The sequence below is a fragment of the Streptomyces sp. NPDC005808 genome, from assembly GCF_042871385.1.
Lineage (GTDB): Bacteria > Actinomycetota > Actinomycetes > Streptomycetales > Streptomycetaceae > Streptomyces.
The window spans coordinates 176967-197882 of record NZ_JBIAIK010000004.1; the positions used below are offsets into that span (position 1 = coordinate 176967).

At 66.2% G+C, this 20916-nt stretch carries 20 protein-coding genes and 2 pseudogenes; 13 read left to right on the forward strand and 9 right to left on the reverse strand.

Annotated features, from left to right (window positions below):
• Nucleotides 1–183 precede the first annotated feature (183 nt).
• From ACFYPC_RS11105 to ACFYPC_RS11115, 3 genes are read left to right on the forward strand one after another with little or no spacing between them, the layout of a single operon-like run.
• A complete protein-coding gene (locus ACFYPC_RS11105; protein WP_388673692.1) occupies nucleotides 184–1020 on the forward strand; it encodes a hypothetical protein in 837 nt (278 codons plus the stop codon).
• Nucleotides 1020–1961, forward strand: coding sequence for a hypothetical protein (locus ACFYPC_RS11110; protein WP_388673694.1), 942 nt, complete (start codon nucleotides 1020–1022; stop codon nucleotides 1959–1961). Before ACFYPC_RS11105 ends, ACFYPC_RS11110 begins: the two co-directional genes overlap by 1 nt.
• Nucleotides 1958–2530, forward strand: a complete 573-nt coding sequence (locus ACFYPC_RS11115) for a hypothetical protein (RefSeq protein WP_388673696.1) — start codon at nucleotides 1958–1960, stop codon at nucleotides 2528–2530. The genes ACFYPC_RS11110 and ACFYPC_RS11115 overlap by 4 nt, the downstream gene beginning before the upstream one ends.
• Nucleotides 2531–2583: 53 nt before the next feature.
• Here ACFYPC_RS11115 and ACFYPC_RS11120 read toward each other — a convergent pair whose 3' ends face one another.
• The 6 genes and pseudogenes from ACFYPC_RS11120 to ACFYPC_RS11145 all read right to left on the reverse strand — a co-directional run.
• On the reverse strand, nucleotides 2584–3153 hold the full coding sequence (locus ACFYPC_RS11120) for a DUF6262 family protein (RefSeq protein WP_388673697.1): 570 nt from the start codon (nucleotides 3151–3153) through the stop codon (nucleotides 2584–2586).
• The gene (locus ACFYPC_RS11125; RefSeq protein ID WP_388673699.1) at nucleotides 3150–5684 is read right to left on the reverse strand and encodes a tyrosine-type recombinase/integrase; all 2535 of its coding nucleotides are present in this window, start codon (nucleotides 5682–5684) and stop codon (nucleotides 3150–3152) included. Before ACFYPC_RS11125 ends, ACFYPC_RS11120 begins: the two co-directional genes overlap by 4 nt.
• Entirely contained in the window at nucleotides 5681–6727 is a 1047-nt protein-coding gene (locus ACFYPC_RS11130; RefSeq protein ID WP_388674319.1) for a tyrosine-type recombinase/integrase, read from the reverse strand. Before ACFYPC_RS11130 ends, ACFYPC_RS11125 begins: the two co-directional genes overlap by 4 nt.
• A gap of 410 nt (nucleotides 6728–7137) precedes the next feature.
• Nucleotides 7138–7920, reverse strand: a complete 783-nt coding sequence (locus tag ACFYPC_RS11135; protein WP_388673701.1) for a type II secretion system F family protein — start codon at nucleotides 7918–7920, stop codon at nucleotides 7138–7140.
• Complete coding sequence (locus tag ACFYPC_RS11140) at nucleotides 7917–8798, reverse strand: type II secretion system F family protein (protein ID WP_388673703.1); 882 nt, start codon at nucleotides 8796–8798, stop codon at nucleotides 7917–7919. Before ACFYPC_RS11140 ends, ACFYPC_RS11135 begins: the two co-directional genes overlap by 4 nt.
• A gap of 33 nt (nucleotides 8799–8831) precedes the next feature.
• Nucleotides 8832–9152 (reverse strand): annotated as a pseudogene (locus tag ACFYPC_RS11145) (ATPase, T2SS/T4P/T4SS family); the annotation flags it as partial.
• A gap of 61 nt (nucleotides 9153–9213) precedes the next feature.
• Between ACFYPC_RS11145 and ACFYPC_RS11150 the strand changes: the two are divergent.
• From ACFYPC_RS11150 to ACFYPC_RS11185, 8 genes are all read left to right on the forward strand, one after another.
• A complete protein-coding gene (locus tag ACFYPC_RS11150) occupies nucleotides 9214–10773 on the forward strand; it encodes a recombinase family protein (RefSeq protein ID WP_388673705.1) in 1560 nt (519 codons plus the stop codon).
• Nucleotides 10774–10884: 111 nt separating this feature from the next.
• Nucleotides 10885–11589, forward strand: coding sequence for a sigma factor-like helix-turn-helix DNA-binding protein (locus ACFYPC_RS11155; protein ID WP_388673707.1), 705 nt, complete (start codon nucleotides 10885–10887; stop codon nucleotides 11587–11589).
• A gap of 223 nt (nucleotides 11590–11812) precedes the next feature.
• Nucleotides 11813–12001 (forward strand): hypothetical protein, encoded by a 189-nt coding sequence (locus ACFYPC_RS11160; protein WP_388673709.1) that lies wholly within the window; start codon nucleotides 11813–11815, stop codon nucleotides 11999–12001.
• Nucleotides 12002–12134: 133 nt separating this feature from the next.
• Complete coding sequence (locus ACFYPC_RS11165; protein ID WP_388673711.1) at nucleotides 12135–12392, forward strand: hypothetical protein; 258 nt, start codon at nucleotides 12135–12137, stop codon at nucleotides 12390–12392.
• Nucleotides 12393–13210: 818 nt separating this feature from the next.
• On the forward strand, nucleotides 13211–13795 hold the full coding sequence (locus ACFYPC_RS11170) for a hypothetical protein (protein ID WP_388673713.1): 585 nt from the start codon (nucleotides 13211–13213) through the stop codon (nucleotides 13793–13795).
• A gap of 238 nt (nucleotides 13796–14033) precedes the next feature.
• Nucleotides 14034–14327 carry a hypothetical protein gene (locus tag ACFYPC_RS11175; protein ID WP_388673715.1) on the forward strand — a complete coding sequence of 98 codons (294 nt, stop codon included), beginning with the start codon at nucleotides 14034–14036 and terminating at the stop codon, nucleotides 14325–14327.
• A gap of 480 nt (nucleotides 14328–14807) precedes the next feature.
• Nucleotides 14808–15653, forward strand: coding sequence for a N4-gp56 family major capsid protein (locus ACFYPC_RS11180; protein WP_388673717.1), 846 nt, complete (start codon nucleotides 14808–14810; stop codon nucleotides 15651–15653).
• A gap of 141 nt (nucleotides 15654–15794) precedes the next feature.
• Nucleotides 15795–16022 (forward strand): hypothetical protein, encoded by a 228-nt coding sequence (locus tag ACFYPC_RS11185; protein WP_388673719.1) that lies wholly within the window; start codon nucleotides 15795–15797, stop codon nucleotides 16020–16022.
• 1107 nt (nucleotides 16023–17129) lie between these two features.
• On the opposite strand, the gene ACFYPC_RS11190 is transcribed toward ACFYPC_RS11185, so the two are convergent.
• Complete coding sequence (locus ACFYPC_RS11190; RefSeq protein ID WP_388673721.1) at nucleotides 17130–17426, reverse strand: hypothetical protein; 297 nt, start codon at nucleotides 17424–17426, stop codon at nucleotides 17130–17132.
• A gap of 149 nt (nucleotides 17427–17575) precedes the next feature.
• Here ACFYPC_RS11190 and ACFYPC_RS11195 point away from each other — a divergent pair, with 149 nt between their 5' ends.
• A complete protein-coding gene (locus ACFYPC_RS11195) occupies nucleotides 17576–17800 on the forward strand; it encodes a winged helix-turn-helix domain-containing protein (protein WP_388673723.1) in 225 nt (74 codons plus the stop codon).
• Nucleotides 17801–17838: 38 nt separating this feature from the next.
• On the opposite strand, the pseudogene ACFYPC_RS11200 reads toward ACFYPC_RS11195, so the two are convergent.
• Nucleotides 17839–18123, reverse strand: a pseudogene (locus ACFYPC_RS11200) (ATPase, T2SS/T4P/T4SS family); the annotation flags it as partial.
• Between the two features lie 36 nt (nucleotides 18124–18159).
• Between ACFYPC_RS11200 and ACFYPC_RS11205 the strand changes: the two are divergent.
• Nucleotides 18160–19653 carry a recombinase family protein gene (locus ACFYPC_RS11205; protein WP_388673725.1) on the forward strand — a complete coding sequence of 498 codons (1494 nt, stop codon included), beginning with the start codon at nucleotides 18160–18162 and terminating at the stop codon, nucleotides 19651–19653.
• On the opposite strand, the gene ACFYPC_RS11210 is transcribed toward ACFYPC_RS11205, so the two are convergent.
• The gene (locus ACFYPC_RS11210) at nucleotides 19650–20735 is read right to left on the reverse strand and encodes a helix-turn-helix domain-containing protein (protein WP_388674321.1); all 1086 of its coding nucleotides are present in this window, start codon (nucleotides 20733–20735) and stop codon (nucleotides 19650–19652) included. The genes ACFYPC_RS11205 and ACFYPC_RS11210 overlap by 4 nt on opposite strands.
• Nucleotides 20736–20916: the final 181 nt, after the last annotated feature.

Genomic DNA, 20916 nt, shown 5'->3' on the forward strand with positions numbered 1-20916 from the left:
GGCATGGCGGCAGTCGGTCCCCCTCGCGGGTGACCCCCGCAGGGCGCGGTGACGCGCCTGCGTCGCAGGCCGCGGCGCGATGGCGTCAACTCGCCTCCCTTCCAAGTCAGTTGGATGCGCGTATTTTTGCGATTCCGGCTGATTAGTGTGCGCCCGTCGAGCTGACTGCGATGGGACATCCGTATGAGCTACACAGACCATGACGTGCGTGAGGGCCGTCGGCTGATGAACGAGGGCTGCGAGAACCGCCTCGTCATCGGCGACAAGCTGCTGAGCGTCACGCCGTCGGGCCCCGACGGCGCCTTCGACCAGTACTGCGACGAGATCGGCCTGAGCCCCAGGACGGCCCGGGAGTACCGGCACACCGCCCGCATGTGCACCCCGCCGGTGCGGCATCTCGTGGCCGACAGCGGCATCCACGTCAGTTACAGCGCGCTTCGTGAAGGCGCTCGCCTGGCCCCCTCCGGCAAGCCCTATGACCAGGACTACAACACCCTGCGCTCGCTGCTGCAGGAAGCGGGCGGGGCCGGCGTCGGCCGTATCAGCGCCCCCCAGTACCGCCGTGCCCTGGGCATCGGCCCCGGGCTGCAGGACCTGCTCGACCCCGCCAGCGACATGTCCGTGGCTCAGTACCTCGGGTCCCTGCCTCCCGTGGAACGGGACAAGGTGCTGCGGGAGTTGGTGGAGGAGGACGACGCCTTCCGTGACGCGGTGAAGCGGGCCATGGACGACAAGCGCCGCCGTGACCGCGAGGGCCGCACCGGCCGCGGCACGGACAAGCCGAGCAAGTCCCAGGCCCTGGCCCGGGACTTGGTACGGCTGAACGACCAGATCACCGCTCTCATGCATCGGTACCCGCCGTCCGCTGTCCTGGACTTCACCCAGGAGGAGACGACCGCCTGCGTGGAGGCGCTGGGGACCGTGGAAGTCCTCGCCATGTGGATCGGGGTCCGGGTCAAGAAGGACGCGGTTCCCGCTGCCCGCGGGCGGGCCGCCACTCCGGACCTGGTGGGCGTGTGATGGAGCCAGCCGCAGATGACGGCGAGGACCGTCTCAACGCTGATATCGAGGAGTTCGCCACCCACGACCGCAAAGGCGGCTGGGCCCGAGCCCTCCTGATCGCCCGCCGCGTCGAGCCCGACGAGAACCGCGGCGTTGGATTCGAACAGGCGTCCACGAAATGTTTCGGCCGAAACATTTTCCGGCGCATCAGCGCGCGCGAGTTCGCCCGCCGATCCGGAAGCTCCGCCAAGCGGATCATGGCCTTTCACGAGGCATGGAAGCGGGCGGCAGCCGACGGACGTGTCCCCTCGATCGACGAGCTGGAGCCCGGTCTCCATGTCGATCTGCCGGATGAGGAGGAGGTGCCGTTCTTCGGCGAGCACGGCTATTACCGCAGTTACGAGGCTCGCATGAACAACGGCGAGCGACGGCAGGCGATCGAGGAGGAAGCCGAGCGGGCTGGGGTCAAGCCAGGTTCCCCGGTCTACGTCGCTCAACAGCCGAAGGCGCTGAAGACCGCGATCCTGGCGGATGCCACCACCCGTGACGCCGCCCGGGAAGCGCTGGCGGAGTTCGAGCGGCGCGAGGCAACCGGCCAGGCGGCCGAGGAGGGCGAGGGGGAGGACGTGTCCCCGGGGCGTCGGGCCCAGGACGAGGAGGCGGCGGAAGTGGAGCGGGCCGTTCGCACCACGTTGCGGGAACCCTCCGAGCCCGACGTGGCCCTGCAGGTCTTCACCGAGATGACCGAGGTCCGCCTGGCCACGCTGCGGGCGCTGTCGCTGTTGCAGCGTCACCAGGTGCAGTTCACCGGGGAGCGCAGCAGGGCCATCACCGATCTGTGCACCGCGTCCGAAGTGGCCATCGCCTTCATCCGTGACCTGGCCGCCGGCCCTTACACAGCGCTGAACGACGAGGCTCTGCAAGCGTTCCTGGACGAGAGTGAGAAGAAGCTCCGGTGAGTCCCAAACGCGACAGTGACACCCCCTCCCAGATGGAGCAGGATGCCATCGATGTTCTGCTGTGGCTCGGGCCCAACGCGGGCCGCGAATTGTCCTACGCGGACATCTCCCGCGGCACCGGCATCCCCGACGGCAGCCGCCTGCGGCGGGCGGTGCCCAGGGCCCGTGCCGCCGCCCACGTGCTCGGGCACCGGCTGGAGCAGTTCATGCACTCCCGCGACCCGCTCAAGCGCGGGGCGAGGGTCACACGCTTCCACAAGTTGGGCCAGGGCGACGAGTTCGGTGCCCGGGACGCGTTGCTGGCCTGCCGCAAGGCTGTGGCCTACATGGGCGACATGCACCGGGCCTGCTCATTCGAGGCCGGCAACCCCAACAGCGTCGACGCAGATGCGTTCGGGCAGATGGCTGATGCCGCCGAAGGCGGCATCAGGACCTTCAGCGGCGTGGAGAGGCTGGGCAGCAAGGTCGTGAAGAACCAGGGGACCATGCGGCGCCAGGCGGAGCGGATCGCGGACCTGGAGGCCCAGATCGCCGAGTTGACCTCGGATCAGTCCGCCGCCTCGGCCTGACCTCGAAGGGGCCCGGCAGCTGTCGCCGCCGGGCCCCTTCGTACCGCGCCGGGTCAGGCGCGGTTGATGCGCTTGAACATCTCCTTGCCCGCTTCGCGGGCGGCGGTCAGATCGTCCTCGGTCTCGGTGAGTCTGCGCTTGAGGTTGTCCCGTTCGGCGCGTATCTCGTCGCGTTCCAGGGTGATCCGTTCCACGGCCGCCAGGAGCTCGTTGACCCGCTCGGTCAGCTCCTTGGTCCCGGCCTGGTCGAGTTGGGCGCCCAGCGAGCGCTGGACGGCCTTCTTGAGGCGGTCGCGCTCCTCACGCAGGGCCCTGTTCTCCTCGCGGACCAGGGCCAGGTCTGTGGCCAGGCTCGCCGCGGAGGCGTCCCGGCCAGCCTGCTTCGTGCGGCGCTCGGCCTTGGCCTGGCTCTTCATCGCGGCCTCGATGTGCTCGCGCACCCCTTCGGCGTACACGAGCCACCGGGACACGCCGGCGGTGCGGGCGACGGCGAGGAAGGTGACCGTCTCGCCCTTGGCTTTCATCGCGTCCACCGTGGCCAGCACCCTGGCCCTCTTGGACTGGCTGTCCTTCCTGCGGCTGTCGCGCAGGACGTCGCCGGGGGTGCGTTTCGCCTCGCTCATGCCGTGCTCCCTCCGCGCCGGCCGGGCAAGCCCGGCATGCCCAGGGACACGGCTCCGCCGTGGCCCTGGGTGGCCCTCACCTTGCGCAGGACGGACGACGCCTCCTCGACCTCGTTGCGTTCCTCAGGGCTCATGGCCTCCGCCAGCTTCCGCATCGTGACGGCCGTTCCCTGGAAGGCCGCGACCTGGTCGTCCAGGTTCTTCACCACGAACTCGTCCGCCTCCATCATGACCGCCATCTCCTTGTCGGCCTTGAGCGAGCGGATGTGATCCTCGATGGCGGGCAGGTACGACGGATCCGGCCGGTAGGAGGGGCAGGCGGCACACTGGAAGCGGATCGGGCATGCCTTTCCGCCCGCCTTGACGTTGGAGGGCTCGGTACAGTTGCCGAACGGCACCGCCACCGAGCGGGCCTCGTACGCGGTAGCGGACGCCATCGGCGCGGACCTGCCCCTGCGGTCCACGGTGTGCAGGCGCATCACGTTGACCGCCTCCCGCTTCCGCTTGTGACTGATCCGGTAGTACCGCTGGGTGGTTTGCATGGATTTGTGATCCATGAGCTCGCGCAGTACTTCGATTCGTACCCCGGCGTCCGCGTACCGCTGGCAGAACGAGTGCCGAAACGCGTACGGATAGATCAGCGAGCGGTCGAACGGCACCCGGTCGCCGTTCCTGTCGAACTCCTCGGACAGCAGGACGGGCACGCTGTCGGCCCACTTACGGATCATCGCCGCGATCTGCTCGGACCCCAGGTGACGGATCTTGCCGTTCTCGCCGGCCGGCGGGAACAGGAACCCTTCGCTGCCCGTGGGCAGGTCGAGCGTCTCGCGCACGGCCCGCCACGTGCGGACGGTCTCCACGGTGTCGCGCTCAAGCTCCAGGCGCCGGTTCAGACGCCTTCCCTTGCGGTTGTCCCAGATCAACAGCCATTCGCCATCGGCGTGTTCGAGGCAGTCCGTCCTCAGCTCGGCGATCTCATAGGGACGCCGGCCGGTGTCCCGCAGCAGCTCGTAGACCGCGCGGGCCATCGCCTGGACCTGCTCGGGCGTCATCTTCCCGTGTGTCGCACCCTGCCCCAACAGGTCCACATAGTCGTCGAGTTGGCCGATGACCGACTCGGGCAGGGCCTTGCCGACATCGTCCTCGTCGACCTCCTCGGCCTTGATGACGTGGCTGGAGTGCCTCGCGAAGCTCGCGGACATGCCGTCCAGGTGCCCCGCGGCCCGGTTGTAGTCGAGGATCTTGAAGAAGAACGACAGCAACCCGCCGCGCTGCTTGCTCGACATGGGCCCGCCGTCCAGCTTGGGCAGCACGCGGAAGGTGTCGACCACGGCGTTCATGTCGACGAAGACCAGCGCCGAAGGGTCCACGCCGCCGCCGGGCCGCGTATCCAGGGCCCGGGAGACTGCCGAGCACACCCGCAGGCCCCTTCGGGCCTCGGTGGTGTTCGGCTTCGTCTCGGCGATGAAGGTGACCAGGATCTGCCGCAGCCACGGCTGGCGGATGTCCGTCACGTCCAGGCCCAGCGGCCGCTGGGTGATACCCCCGCGCAGGCTCTTGACGCCGAGTTCGGCCAGGTCCAGCACGTCCCTGCATCTCGGGTCGATGCCCTCGAAGCGGTCGAACGCCGAGCGCAGGATGCGGTGCGTCTCACGCACCAGGGCGTCCACGTTCGCCTGCGTCCCGCTCGGCAGCTGTCCGGCCGTCGCGGTGGCGATGGACTCGGCCCGCTCCGCGAGGTGCGAGACGGCCTGACGCACGGCCACAGGGTCGATCTTCTGGCCTCGTTCGTCGCGCTGCTGCAGCGCGTACAGCATCTCCAGACGGGCCACCGGATGCAGCGGGGCCAGCGAGAACTGGTGGACGTTCAGGAACGGCGCCTGCTTCTCCAGCCACGCGGCCGGCGGCGCGGACCGCCGCCCCCGGGAGGCGGCCGTGGCCTTCTTCCAGCGGCTCTGGTGTATGCCGCACAGCCCCCAGGTCGCCCGCGCGTCGTAACGGCAGCCCGCCACCAGGCAGGCGGGCGACGGCCCGTACGGCGACTGCCGCTCAATCCACTCCTCCAGTTCGGAGCCCGGGTCGCGCTGCAGATCCTTGTGCCGCAGCGAACCGTGCGCGTTGCACAGGCCCCACAGAACCGAGTCCCGCGGGCACCCCTGAACACGGCAGTCGGCCCGCTCACCGGAGATCACCCGGTTGCGGTCCGGCACGTACGCGGCCTTGAACTCCTTCAGCCCCAGACTGCCGGCCCGATGGGTCTTCTCGCAGGTCGCGCACAGGCCCCGCCGGATGCGGGTGAGCGCGTCACAGGCTGCCACATCGCACCGAAAGACGGCCGTGCCCGCGTGGTCGACGTCACCGCTGAACAGGCGGGTCTCGCCGTCCCATTCGCCGGGCCGCCAGGCGGGCACGATCCGCTCACGCAGCCACGCAGTCCACTCGATCAGGACCTTCGGCGGCAGACCGTCCACCGCCTGGCCGGCGTCCCGCCGGGGCCCGTGGAGCGGGACGACATTGCCGGACACCGTCACTGACGGGCTTCCTTCCGTTTGGCGGCCACCAGCTTGACGGCGTCGCGCTTGTCCTGGTCGGTTGCGTGGGTGTAGGGGTCCATCGACTGCGGCGACTGGTGCCCGGCCATGTTCTGGGCCACATCGCGGGCCATCCCGGAACGGAGCCACCGAGTGATCGCCGAGTGCCGCAGCATGTGCGGCCGGGCGCGGAACCCGGCGCGGTCCGCGAGCCGCTTGAACAGCTCATACGTGCTGGGGTACTTCATCGGCTCGCCCAGCGGGGCGCGGAACAGGTTCACGAACACCATGTCGCAGCCCTCCGCCTCCGGCACCGCGTCACGCTCGAAGCGGTAGGCGGCGTACAGCTCCACTGTCTCGGCCTCCACCGGAATCCACCGCGGATAGCGCGACTTGGCGTACGCGTTGTTGCTGTTCAGGCGGCGCCGAACATGCACGTGCGGTCCCTCGATCCGGCAGCCCAGCGAGGTGGAGTCGGGCAGGAAGTGCATATCCTCGCGCCGCAGCCCCAGCCCCTCGCCGATACGCATACCGGTGACCGCCAGCACGGACGCCAGGAACCGGTCACGGGCGTGCGTCGTGCAGTCGAGAACCTTCTCGATCTGGTCGTCGGACAGCCACTCGTAACCCGGCACCGCGACGCGGTACTTGATCCTCCGGGACTGGATCGTCCGATGCTGGCCGTCCTCACCCGGATCGAACCCGGACGGGGCGTAGTGCAGGAACTTCGGCTGCACGAGCTGGCTCACCACGCTCGCCGGCACCCAGCCCTGCAGCGCGGACCACGTCAGGAACTCCCCGACCGTACCCATGATCTTGTTCGCCGTGCCCTTGTCGCGAAAGCGCGGCTCGGCAGCCGGGCGACGGCCCTTCGGTGGCAGCGGCTCATCGATCAACCACCGCATCATCGCCATCAGTTGGGCGAGTCCGGGCCGGGACCAGTCGACCGCGTTCTCGGTGCAGTACGACAGATACAGGGCGATCCGGCCCGCGTACGTGCGCTGGGTGTTGTAGGCCCGGTCGTCGCTCTTGAGCCCCACCAGATAGGCGCACGCCTCGGTGTGCAGCTCGAAGGCATCGTTAACGACGACCCAGTACGTAGACCCGTCCCCCGATATGGCCCGCTCAGCTCGGTAGTGCCGGTACAGGACAGCAGACGTAGCCAACGTGCCTAACACTCCTTGGATACCGTTAAGGCAAGTGCAGAACTACCTTACTTGCCTTACATAACTGACATCGTTCAGAGACCCAAGATAACGATGATTCCCACCGCGTACTCGGAGGTGACCATTCCCGCGTCCCTCCGCGCCAGCCCGAGAAGCCATACCCGCATCCGTACCTGCACTGGCCTTGCCTTGCCCATCTCAACCCCCGTAAGGTCCACGCCCATTGATCATTTTCTGTACACCGCACACCGTCACTGGTCGCTGGTCGCTGGTCGCTGGTCACTGGGTCATCCATCGCTCCCTCCCAACAGCCCGCCCGCCAGGCCGATCACCACAGGCAGCACGCCGATAGCGAGGAACGCGGGCAGAAAACACAGCCCCACCGGCGCGGTGACCATGACAGCCGCCCGACGCGCCCGCGCCGTGGCGGTGCGCCCCCACTCGGCGCGAGCCTCGGCGGCAAGGCGACCGACGGGCACGGCCGCCGGTACGCCCGACTCGCCCGCGCGCTCCAGGAGCCGCGCCAGCGGCCCGCCACTCGGTATCGACGCCAAGCTCCGCCATGCCACGACCGGTTCACCCCCGAGGCGCACTTCGGCCGCACCTCGTGCGAGCCGCTCCCCCACCGGTCCCCCCAGTGCCTCACCCACGGCCTGCGCGGCCACCACGGGGCCCGCGCCCGCAGCGATGCACGCCGCCAACAGATCAGCGGCAAGCGGCAGTTGTCGCGCCGCGCGCGCCCTGTCGTGCCCCTCCACAGGGCCACGGCCCCGTCGCTGCCGCCACCGCCAGACCCCGAACCCGGTGGCCAGACCCACCAGGATCCCGACGAGGCCCCCGACCAGCACCCAGCCGGCACACACGGCCCCCACCACGGGCAGCCACTGCCGTCCCACACCCGCCAACTCGAAGCGCCGCGCGCTCGGCGCCACCTCCAAGGCCGGAAACGCGGCCAGCCTCCGACGCACCCGCCGCTCGCGCCGCGCCGCGTACAGCGACCCTGCCAGCCAGCCCAAGGCCAGCACTGCACACACCGCTACCCCCAGCCTGTGGACAACTTCCGTGCTCATGCGGCCTCCGCTCCTCGCACGATTCGCAGGGCCCACCACAGCCCCACGCCCTCCAGGACCCCGCCGATCAGCAGGCAGGCCAAACCGGCACCCGTGTGCAGCAGTACGTGCAGCGGATCGGCGCCCAAGGCGGTACCGAGCAGGAGCCCCAGAACCGGCAGTCCCGCGAGCATCACCGCGGTGGATCGTGATCCGGCCAACTGCGCCCGCAGGTCGGCCCTTTGGTCTCTGTCGGCACGCAATGCCCCCTCCAGCCGGTCGAGCCCCGCGGCCAGCCCCGCACCCCGGTCCACAGCCACGCGCCAACACGCGGCGAGCCCCACGAGCCCGTCGGCCCCCGGCTGCCGTGCGGCATCGGTGAGCGCGCCCGGCACATCCCCGCCGAACCGCGCCGCCGCCAGCACCACCGCCTGCGCCTGCGCCTCACCGAGCCCTGCCGATTCGCGCGCCGCCCGAAGCAAGGCCTCGGCCGGCTGCCTCCCGGCTCGCACCTCTCCGGCGATCGCCCCACACAGGCCGATCACCGCATCCCCCCGCCGCTCCAACTCCCGCCGAGCCTCCGCGTGTCGCCGCACCCTCCCGAACAGCGGCACTCCGGCCACCCCCAGAAGCAGCGGCACCACGGACGTACCGATCAGCGCGATCACCAGCCCGGCGACCAGCGACCAACCCTCGACCCGCAACCGCCCAGTCAGCCGCCGCCATCCGACGAACGCCTTCTCCCAAGGCGGCGGATCGGACCCGACCACTCCACCCTCCGCCAACACCAGCCGCGCCCTGCGTGCCCCCGAGTCCCGCCCGCCCGTCAGCCAGGCCGCCGCCCCGGCACACGCCATGGCCACCCCGAACGACATCCCGGACATCTCACCGATCGCCATCCCACTCCCCGTTCCCATCCCGCCTCCGAGCCCTCACTGCCGCCCCTCACTCCCGTGCCGAAGCAGCCCCTGCAGCCGCTCCCACCCCCGCTCGTACACGAAGGCCTCCGCGCCCCATCGCAGCGCGGGCACTGTCACCACCAGCCCCGACGGGTCTCGCTCCAGTACATGGACCTCGGCGATCCGGCGCCGCCCGGCCCGGTCACGTACGAGATGCAGGACCACCGACAACGCCGCCGCCAACTGGCTGTGCAGAGCGGCCCGATCGAGTCCGGCGGCCGTGCCCAGGGCCTCCAGGCGAGCCGGCACCTGCGCCGCGGCGTTCGCGTGCACCGTCCCGCAGCCGCCCGAATGCTGCCCTTGCCACTTCACGCATTCGACCCGACAGACAACGTCGAGTCAGGAGGGGCAGGTAATGAGGCAGCCAACAGTCATCGTTTACGTCCGACTTTCCCGGGACAGCGACGCATCTACGTCCATTGCTTCGCAAACGGCAGCGTGTGAGGCATACGCGAAACAGCGTGGGTGGAAAGTTGTTCTCGTCGCTGAAGACGTTGACGTTTCCGGCGCAAGTAAGCTCGAAAACCGGCCCGGCATGTCGAAGGTTCTTGACGCACTCCACAGCGCTGACTACGTGCTGGCAGTCAAGCTTGACCGGTACTCCCGAAGCGTCCTGGAATTCGCGCTCCTCTGGGAGCTGACCGAGCACAGCGGCGCAACCCTGGTCACTGTTGATGGCACGCTAGGGCCAGAATCTTCCCGATTCATGGCCAACATACTTGCAGCATTCGCCGAGCACGAGCGGGAAACCATTAGGGCGCGCATCAACGCCTCAAAACAGCATCTGCGCAGTGTGGGCCGATGGTTGGGCGGGGCACCGCCGTACGGTTTCAAACTCGTCAGGCGCGACGGCGGAACATACCTCGATATCGACCCCGGGGCAGCCGCCATTGTCCGTGACTGCGTAGAGAAGTTGCTTTACCAGGGCGCATCGCTGTCCAGCCTTATGCACGATCTGAACGAGCGGGGAATCCTGCCACCCGCTGACCATGCCAGGAAGCGCGACGGCCGAAAGGTGCGCGGATCGAAGTGGAGCACGACGACGCTGCGGGACATTCTCATTACGCCTGCCGTGCGCGGATTCCTGATTCAGTCAGCGCCCGGAAAGCCTCGCACTGCGCTGAACCACCAGCCGGTATTGGACGCTAACGGCGAACCGCACAAGGTTGGGCCGGAACTGCTCGACGCTGACACGTGGACGACGCTCCGGGAAACCCTCGATGAGCGTGCAGTTGGTAGGGGGAAGGAGCGCACCGGTAAGGCACTGCTTCTGCATGTGGCGGAGTGCTCCGAATGCCAAGGCCCCATGTACCACCAAAAGCGCGTAGTCAGCGACAAGGACTATTCCACCTACGTGTGCCCGAAGGGTGTAGGCAAGCACGGTGAGCACGCGTCCAACATCGTTCAGGCCAGAGGGCTAGAGACGCTTTGCTCTACTGATTTCCTGAAGCGCTTTGGCGGATTCTCCCTCATGCACAAGGTTGAGTCTCGGGGCCGTGACGTTGCCCGCGAATTGCGCGAGACAGATGAAGCGCTAGATAACCTGGCTGGGAACCTTTCGGCGCTGCCTGCCGGGGGGCGAGTGGTGCAGGCCGTAATCAGCCAGATTGAGGCGCTGGAAAAGAAGCGGGTAACCCTGCTCAGCGAAGCGGCTACGCCTGCCCGTACCGAGTGGGTGGATTCCGGAATCACGCTTGCGCAGGCATGGGCCCAGCGCACCACAGAGGGCCGTAACGCGATGCTCAGGGAGTTCGGTGCCGTCGTGAAGGTTGCTCCCCTACCGAAGGGCGCTGAGCGGCGATTCAGCGAGGATCGGGCGGAAATCATCTTCGAGGGGCCGGAATGGTGGCGCAGCGTCAACCCGGCAGAAGCCGCACTAATGGCGCTCGCGCTGGAAGAGGAGTTGACGGAATGAGCGCCGCATAGCGCCCCTGAGAGGCTCGCTCAGCCCCGCTTGGCCCCCTGTGGTCGGGCGGGGCTTTTTTCGTAGGTGACGGCACATCACATAATGGCTAACCTTCAGCGCATGAACCTCAATGAAACGCAACTCGGGTACGCGCTCGACGGGGACGCTGACGCAATTACTGGCATTCTCAAGGAACTTGAGGGACTGATCAGGGCGCGCGCACGGCGCATTAGCCTGACGCACACAGAAGACCTAAGACAGGTGGGGCGCGAGGCTGCGTGGCGCTGTATCAGCCGCTTTAACGGCGTGACGGTGGAGCACTTCATCCACTACGTGGCCAAGACCGTGACTGGCGCAATGAATGCTGCGCACTGCGCCATGCGATACCAAGGGATCAGCGTGACTGAGGCGTCATTGTGGCGCTCAGCGGTGAAGCACGCCAACGGCGATTTCAAAGAGGCCGAACGGCTGTTGCAAAGTGGTGAGTTGACATGGCGTATGAGTCCGGCGACCGCTGAAGCCGTGCGGATCGCCGTGTGTCCCACTGCGGCGCTTCCGGAAGACCTGGCCGCCCCACTACCGGCCGAGTGTTCAGAGTCAGCCACGCGAGCGTCAGCGGCCCGTGTGCGGCTACTCCTGATGGACCTGGGCCCGAAGCAGCGCGCGGTGATTCAGATGACGTACGGAATCGGCGAGCACAGGTGCATGAGCGACGGCGAGATAGGGGCGGCACTGGGCATCGGTAGAGCACAAGTCCCCTCTACGCGCAGTAAGGCATTGAAGCGGCTACGGGAGGACGGCCTAGGGGCCTGGCTATACCGCTGAGCGCCTCACTGAGCCCCGTTCGCCGTCCTGCTTCCCACAGGCTCCAGGCGGGGCTTTCATGCGCCGAGCGGGGCACGTAGCACTTCTGACACCGCGTCAGCTAGGCAGCGAACGGCGCTGGCGACCGGCTCGACACAGGTAATCGAGGCAACCGACTCACTCAGAAGCATTCGGCGCGACCGAAGACTGTAAGGGCGCACCCCGCTGGAGAGAGGGAGACACCATGGCGGCGGAAGACATGCTCAAGATCATCATGTCTTGGGAGAATGAGAACTCACACCGTGGCCGACTGGTCCGCGCACTGCAAAGCAACATGGGCAATAACCCCGTATTGCAGGCTAAGCGGCTCGCCATGCTAGGTCTGCACGCGGAGAAGCAAGCGAAGCGCAAGGCCGGTCTAGTGGCCGCCTGAAATCCCCAGATTCTGAAGACAAGCCGTCCGGCATCGCGCTGGGCGGCTTCTCTCTGGCCATATTTCGTCATGGTTCTGACAGTCAGTCAGGACGATACGACGACGCCTAATGACGGAAGGAAGTACGAAAGTCATGACCCGTAACGAGCTAATCCGCCTACTCCGCGTAGCCGAAGGCGCCCTATGGAAGTCCGGCAACCTACTGCGCGAGGGTGCCCCCGAAGTGCTGGAGACACAGCAGGAAATAGCACGTGCCCTGCGCGCCGCCGACTCCGCCGAGAAGTGCCAGCGGTGCGGAAACGCGCTGGTCCAGAATGGCATGGGGCGCCCAAGGCGCTACTGCTCGGACAACTGTCGTAAGTACGCGTATGCGGAGAAGCAGACCGGCTGAGACAGCGCAAGGAGGTTGGGCGATCAATCACTCTCTGTTAGCTGTTCTTTTTTTCTTTCTCTGTACGCATAACAAATTAGCTATAGAGATCTCTAAGGCAAAACAGAGACCCGTAGCACATAACCGAAAGGAACACACCCCATGTTGATCGGTGACGGGTGGCTAACCTGCGAGCACTGCAATAAGCACCTGACAGGCCGTCAGCGCAAGTACTGCTCCGAGTCATGCCGAGTCGCTGAGTACCGAGATAGCAAGCGCCCCAGGGAGAAAAGAGACTGCGAGCTGTGCGGCGACTCCTTCGCCGTCCGCTACAGGAACCAGCGGATATGCGACTACAACTCGCGCCAGGCGTCCGAGGACTGCATGTCGCTGCAGGACGATTTGGTTGAGCAGATGGAAGAGATACAGGAAGAGCGCGAGAACGCCACCTGTGAGCGCGAGGGGTGCGAGGAACCCACCTATCGGCCTGGCCGTGGCCGCCCTAAGCGCTACTGCTCGCCTCGCTGCCGAACGGCTTTCTACCGAGCACAACGAAAGGCTGCCGATGTCTAAGGCCAAGCCATGTCGTATCTGTTACCTGTCACTTCCCGCTGACGGTCCGCCGTATTGCGTTGACTGCCTGACCTGCGCGCGGTGCGGAAAACACATCGAGTACACAGGCAGGTACAGGCTCTATTGCGACAGCGCATGCAAGAGGGGCCGCCTAGACAGGGTCCATAAGCGCGCCTAACGCGCTCTGGACACTTCCTTCCCCCCTTCCCTCATGGGGCACCGGCTAGGCCGCTGGTGCCCCTTTCTTGTGCCTTCTGGAGGCACCCTTGACTGAATCCCTTCCTCGGCCAGCGCGCCGACCGGATACGCCCGAGTCATTCGCCGAAGCATGCCTGTACGCAGACGACCACATAGGCAGCTTCAGCGTTACGGCTGTCCGCCTGCCCGCGCGCCCTACGCTCGCTGACAAGCGCTATGGCCTTGACCCGCTGGTGGACCGTGAGCGCTACGGCCGATTGCCCGGCTACCGGCTGCGCGGAACGACCCCTGACCCGCTGGACTTTGGGGCGTCGCCCGGCAGGGGCGCTGACATCCTCTATGAGGGCCGAACGTTCCCTGTGGTGTCCAGTTTCACCCTGGAGCAAAGCCAGGCCGCTACAGGGGCAATGGTGGCCCGTTTCATGGCCGCTCCGGGCGTGCCCCTGCACGATGGTTCCGCCGGTCGATTGGTTCGCCATGGCCGGATCGTCGTCATGCATCGGCGCTGTCGGCAATGCGGCGAAGCCTTCACATCCTGGCGCTTCCTGGGGCAACGTCGGCGCTGGCCTACCTTCTGTTCCGCTGACCACCGGACTGCCTACAAGCGCGTGCAGGATCGGCAACGTCAGCGCGAAAGGCGTGCAGCCAATTGACCTGCACTGAGTAGCCGTTACAAAGACAGGTGAAGGGTCCGGGGCACTGACAGCCACTCCGGGCCCTTTCTCATGCTCCCTCACTGGCTAGTGGTCGCCGGTGAGGTTGAGGCGGCCCCCGTTCCCTGTCTCCTCTCGCTGGGAGGCGGGGGCCACAGCTTTCCGGCGCCCTACACAAACTCACGCAGTGATGGCAGCGAGCGCCGGTATCTCTTTCATCCTCACGAATGGACTCCCCATGTCTAAGTACCTGCCCGATATCTCGCCAGAGCTTGAGACTGCGTTCCGTGTCTTCCTCGCTGAGCGTACTGAGCGTGCGTCCATGGCGTACGTGACGCCCGTTTTTGCCATTAGAGCTGCGTTCCGTGCGTGGCTCCGGGAGAACGATGTGCCGATCGGTAAGCCGACAACCTTGCAGGTTAATTGGATACTCGACGACGCCAACGTGCCGGTAGAGATTCTGGCCATGCGGACGGGTTCGAAGATGCCGCACGCCTGCGGAATTCGGCTGATTATGGGGGCCACGAAGTGAGCGAGCAGCCTACGGCGAACCTAGCCGAACAACTTTCCGGGATTCCGTCCGACGGGACGCAGTCCACGGAAAAATCGGCGCAGCCTGAGCCTGTTGACGAACAGCTTGGTGACGCTGGAAAGCGCGCGCTAAATGCGTTGCGTGATGAGGTAAAGGCTTTGAAGGCAGAGTTGGCCACTGCCAAGGCTTCTGAGAGTGCTGACGCAGGTACGGGCGACCCGGCCAGCGATAGCGACTCTCCTTCAGTCGGTACGCGCGATGCGGCTGCTGATGTCACGCCGAGTAAGCCCCGATTCCAGGGGACTGGCGATGGTGGCGCACGTGGTGCTGCCCCAGACGCTAATCCGCAGCTATCTCACGACGATCTGCAAGGCATGACATCCAAGCAGATTGAGACGGCCCGCCGAAATGGGCAGCTGCGGGACCTACTTCGTGGCGAGTAATGCCGCACCTACCGACTGACGAAAAGGACTGGCCAAAATGGCTTTGAACAACTTCATTCCCGCTGTCTATGCGGCTGCGACTCTCGCCGCTCTTGACACGGCGCTTGCCTACGGTTCCGAGGGTGTTACCAACAGGGACTACGAAGGCGACGTCTCCGAGTTTGGCGGGAGCGTTGTTATTAACACCATCGCTGACCCAATCGTGGAGACTTACACCGCCTACACCGACATGACCGGCGGGAATGCGGCATCCACCCCGCAGACGATGCCCATTGACCAGAAGAAGGCTTGGTCTCTGGACATTGACGATGTCGACCAGGCGCAGGCCCGCGATGACAACGACTTTATTTCCAGGGTGACTGCGCGCGCTGCTCACCTGCTGGCCAAGACTGCTGACGCCTACGTTGCTGCGCAGATGGCTGCGGCGGTTACTCCGGGCGCCGAGGTCACCGTGGACGTTGCGAGCGAGGCGTATGACCTCCTGGTGGACCTGCGCACGTCGCTTTCCCAGAACGACGTCCCGATTGACGGTCGCTGGGTTGTCGTCACTCCAGCGTTCCATGGCTGGCTGCTCAAGGACCCGCGTTTTGTTTCCAGCGGTGACGCGCTGGGCGGCACTACGCGTAGCTCTGGTGTGGTCGGCAACGCCGCTGGGTTCTCTGTGCTCGAATCGAACCAGGTCCCCAATGGTCCGGGTGCGGGCGCTGGAAAGCTCCTGATCGCTGGCCACGGCATCGCCACCACATACGCGGACCAGGTCACCAAGGTTGAGGCCCTGCGCCATCCGACCAAGTTCGTTGACCGGCTGCGTGGCCTGCACGTCTACGGTGCGCGCGTTGTCCGGCCTACTGCGCTGGTCGCCAGAGACGTCATCGGCGCCTAAGCAGTAACAACCCTGAGGGGCCTGGTCACTTGACTGTGGCTGGGCCCCATTTGGGTTACCACCTACGAAAATTCGTAGGTGGTCGACTTGGCTTTCTGAGAGGAACACCCTTTGCGCCCCGAGGATTTGATCACTTCCACGTTGAAGTACGACGAGGGTTATGACCTGACGCTGAGCAAGGCGTATCGCGCTGCCCATTGTGTGGCGGAGGCCAACGGCGCATCCTTCACGCTGTCCATGAGTGAGTACGGTCATCTGCTGCGTGAGGCTGGTTACGAGACGTACTACGAGGACGGCCGTACCAAACTGCACAACACAGGAATGCAGGTCGACGTCTATCGCCGGTATTTCCGTGGGTCACGGCGCTGACTCCCATGGTTGAACTGCGAGTCGGCAGCTTCCATACGCTGGTCTACGGCGGCACGGTTTACAGCGGAGGGGACACCTTCGAAGTGGCGGACGAGAGCGCCGAAGCGTGGCTGAGAACGAACAGGGTGACGCCTGTAAACGGCGATTGGCTGGGCGTGGTCCCTGGGGCTGTTCAGCCTGCTGCGAGGCCGTCTCAGGCCCGTGCAGCGAAGCCGCGCAAGCCACGCCGTAAGGCTCCTGCAGTTGAGTGCCCGTGTGAGCGTCCACCCAAGATGCCTGGGCGTGCCTATGCCACGTGCTCCGTGCCTGGCTGTGCCTGTCAGGTGGTCAGCGGTAAGTGCCATGCCCATGCGCGCACCAGCACCATCACAGGCGAGCGCTACCGGGACAGCTACAACGACAACCCCAGTGACCTAGTCCGCTGGCGTCGTGTCAGTTCGCGCTACCTGCATGACCACCCGCTGTGCGAGTCAGCCAAGTGCGCTGCCATCCCCGCGCCGTTGAGGCCAGCAGCAAGGCAGGTCGACCACCTCGACGCTTTGGCGCTGAAAGGTCCGCGCGCGTGGGACCCGGGCAACTGGCAGGCGCTGTGCGTGCCGTGTCACAGCAGGAAGACAGCAGCCGAGAGCTTCGGTTGCTAGCTCACTCACTGTGACTGCTGACGCCCCATCATTCATTACTGTGTGCGACTGCAAGGGCACCGAGGGTGGGGAGGGGGCCTTGATCGTCTTGGGAGATTTAGCGCGGGGGAGGGCTCTGTCTGGTGCGCCCGGTTCAGACACCCGATTGAGACCCACGCCACATCACGCACAGTGAAGCCCCACCGTTCAGCATCAACTGACCCATCGTTCAGTAAGGATCTGTATGACTGTCCGTCAGTTCCGCACCCGACTACATGAGCCTGAGTCCGTGGCACTGCTCGGCCATGCAGGGGACACCGACACGTCCCCCAACGTCATCATCCGGCGCGCTGTCCGCGAGTACCTCAAACGATCCGGCGTGACCATCCCGCCATACGCAGACGGAACGCCCTGCGAGGCGCCCTGAGGTACGAACAAGCCCCGACCCTGGGATATCCCGGGGACGGGGCTCATCTGCGTTTGGGGGTTAGCTCCGCTGGCTTGCCCGGAGGCTCTGGCCTAGGTAACGCACGTCAACGCGCTTCACGGCGATGGCCATGACCTCTGTCAGCATGGCGACGGCGGGGGCAAGGAACACGGCTAGCTCCCCGTCGCTGAGTTCGTCCTCGCTGTCGAGCACTTCGCCGACCACAGCGAGAAAGGCGGTAGCCGCTTCCAGGGCGGTCACGTCTGCCAGGTGATCGAGGAACCCCCCGGGCTGAGGTACGGCGTACATGCGCTTGCCGGTCTCAGCGTCAAGGCCAAGGAATCTAGGCTGTGTCATGTCGGCACGCTCCATTCGTGTCGGTAGGCCCCTGGTGATCGCTTCAGCCCGATCGCTGGGGGCCGCTCTGTTTCCGCTCAATATCAAGACTAGCTCGGTACCTGACTACCTCGATAGCGCAGCGGGTAAATAGGTCGCACGCTGACTAAGTGGAGATCAACAGGGCAGAGCCGCACTGGCCTCAACTCGCCGAGGAGATCCGGCGACGCATCAGCGCTGGCACCTATCCAGTCGGAGGCCGTCTGCCGGGCACCGTGGCCCTTGCTGCCGAATTCGACGTTTCGCAGTCGACGGCATCCCGCGCGCTGGCACACCTGCGGGCCGAGGGTCTCGTGAACGTGGTGAGCGGTCGCGGCTACTACGTGAGCGGCTAGGCCTCTGACCTGCGACGATGCATTGATGGTTTGACAGAACACCCGCCCTCGTGGCCGGTGTTCAGCGCGGCCAGCAGGGACACGACCTCCGGCCCGCGCACCTCGCCGACGACCAGCCGGTCCGGTCTCATCCGCAGGGCCTGCCGGACCAGGTCCTGGAGTGCGACGAGCCCGACGCCCTCCTGGTTCGCGGGCCGCCCCTCAAGGCGCACCACATGGGGATGGTCGGGCCGCAGCTCCGCCGAGTCCTCGGCGAGAACAATCCGTTCCCCGGGGCCGACCAGCCCGAGCAGGGCACTCAGGAGCGACGTCTTCCCGAACCCCTGACAGAGACACCACTGACACGGCACACTCGGAGGATGAAGCCCACCTCAGCGCCCAACGGCCCTGTCCGCGCCGCCATCTATTGCCGCATCAGCCAGGACCGGACGGGCGCCGGCCTCGGCGTCGACCGGCAGCGCGAGGACTGCGAAGCCCTCGCGCTGCGTAACGGCTGGGACGTCGTCGAGGTGTACGTCGACAACGACGTCTCCGCGTTCTCCGGGAAGCACCGCAAGGACTACCGGCGGATGCTCGCCGACCTCGACCAGGGCACCGCGACCGTCGTCATCGTCTGGCACACCGACCGGCTCACCCGCTCGATCGTCGAGCTGGAGGAATACATCGAGCTGTCCGACCGCCGCGGCATCGCCACACACACCGTGCAGGCCGGGACGATCGATCTCGCCACCCCGTCCGGCCGGATGACCGCGCGGATCCTCGGCGCCGTCGCCCGCCAGGAGTCCGAACACAAAGGGCACAGGGTGGCCCGCGCCCGTCAGCAGAAGGCAATGGCGGGCGAGTGGCCGGGCGGTATCCGCCCGTTCGGGTGGGGCGTACCCACCGGCGAGATGCGAAAGAAGGCCGACCGGAAGACGGGCGAAGAGGTCGAGGTGCCCGTCCTCGACATGACCAAGGTCGTGCCTGAGGAGGCCGAGGCGCTCCGGTTGTGGACGGACATGCTCCTGTCCGGCGGGTCGATCCGGGGCCTGGTGAAGTGGTGCGCCGATAAAGGCATGGCCACCACGCGCGGGAACCCGGTCACGCACACCGAGATGCGGCACATGCTGATGCGCCCCAGGAACGCCGGAATCGCCATCTACAGGGGCGAGGAGGTCGGGCGCGGGCAGTGGGAGCCGATCGTCGACGAGCCGAAGTACAGGGCCGTCGTGGCGATCCTGAAGGATCCGGGCCGCAAGACGAACCGCGGGGCGCAGCCGAGGTGGGTGGGCTCGCTGCTCTACGTGTGCGGGCGCCCGAAGTGCGGCGGGGGCATGACCGTGACCCAGTCCGGCGGCCGGGCCTACCCCAGCTACAAATGCGGCACCGGGCACGGCGGCGGCCGGCGTGCCGAGAAGGTCGACCAGTACGTGGAGGACACCATCATCGAGCGGCTGTCACGGGACGACGCGCAGGACCTGCTGCTGCCCGGCCCGGACGATGTGGACGTCGCCGCGTTGCAGGCGGAGAGCGAGCAGATCCGCGGGCGCATGACGGACCTGGCGGGCCTGTTCGGCGCGGGGCAGATTGGCATCGAGGCGTTCACCACGGGTACCGACACGGCCCGCGGCCAGCTGGAGGGTGTCACGCAGCAGCTGGCGCGTGCGGCAACACAGGATCCGCTCGTCGACCTGGTCGGGGCGCCGGATGTGCGGAAGGCGTGGAAGGCGTTGGAGCTGGAGCGGAAGCGCAACGTGCTGCGCGCGCTCGTCACGGTGACGCTGACGATCCCGCGGCAAGGCCGCATGCCTGATGGCGGGTACTTCGACTACGACGCCGTCGCCTTCGAGTGGAAGCGAGGGCGCTCTGGCTAGAGCAACTTGCGAACTGCATCCCGGGCCGCCTCTGCACGTGCGCTCTGCTCGGCCTTGCTGCCTGGATAGCTCGCGCCCGCCTTGTCGCCAGAAGCCGTATGTGCTGGCCTCGGCTGCGAATTTTCGCCGCTACGCTCTTCGCCGTCCTCATATACAGGATAGGTCTGGATAATCAACTCCTCGCCTTTTGCTGCACGCAAGGAGTCGATACGCCCAATCAGATACTGATATTGCCTAATCAGTTCTGTTTGCTGAGCTGAGACTTGGTCCATCATAGCCAGCGCCATTTGGGCCTGCTGTCGCGCTTGCTCCTCGTTGCGCCTGGCGTGCGAGTACTGCTCCCTAGCGCTGTTGACCTGCATGCCCATCTCGGCAATGCGCCGCTGCACAGCCTTTGCTTCGGCCTGCAATTCCTCATCAGTAGGCGGAACCTTCAACTCGTCCGGCACCCCAACACTGAAGCCCGACCCGAGTAGCCATTCGACAGTGGTCTCCAGGGCGCGGGCGATCATCTCAGCCTCTGCCATTTTCAGCAGCCGTGTGCCGTTTTCAAGGCGCGCGATATCGGTCGGCCCGATGTCTCCACCAAGATCTACAACACGTGTCGCGATGTCTTGGCGCGAAACGTTCAGCAGTCTCCGGTAGCGCTTCATTTGGCGGATGAACGTGTCTTGGGCGAGGTGCCCGGACTGCGTCAGTTCGATATCGCGGCCACTCGCCCACCCTGACGAAGCACGGGTGCGCTTCGCCTCGAAGTCCCGCGCAGTCCCGCCCGGCATCTGCGCCACCACATCGGCGGCGCGATCGGCGATGTCTGCGGGCGTGCCATCACGCAGTTCGGTCTTCGGATCGAAGCCGTCGAGGACCCGGGCCATCGTCCCCGGCACCCAATACAGCGCCGCTTCGAGGGCATCCAGCGACTTCGGCCAGCGCGTAGGTACGCGACCTTCCTCAGTGAGCTGGATGCTCTTCTCGGACACCCCGGACGTCTCGGCCAGCCTCTTGCGGCTGAACCCCTGCCTGTCGCGCGACTCCCGGATCGTTGCGCCGAGCCGAGCCCAGTCGTCCGGGCTCCACCTCATGTCTGCCACTGGGACCCCTTGATGTTGGTAACGATCGGCAACACCTCCAACCGTAGGGTCTGGCAACGAAACTGGCAATAACGCTGGCGTTACTTCCGATCGCAGGGAGTAACGGCCAAGCCCAGCGCCACAAGTGCCAGTTGTTACTTGGCAGTATTACTGGTTCATTGCCATTCACTGC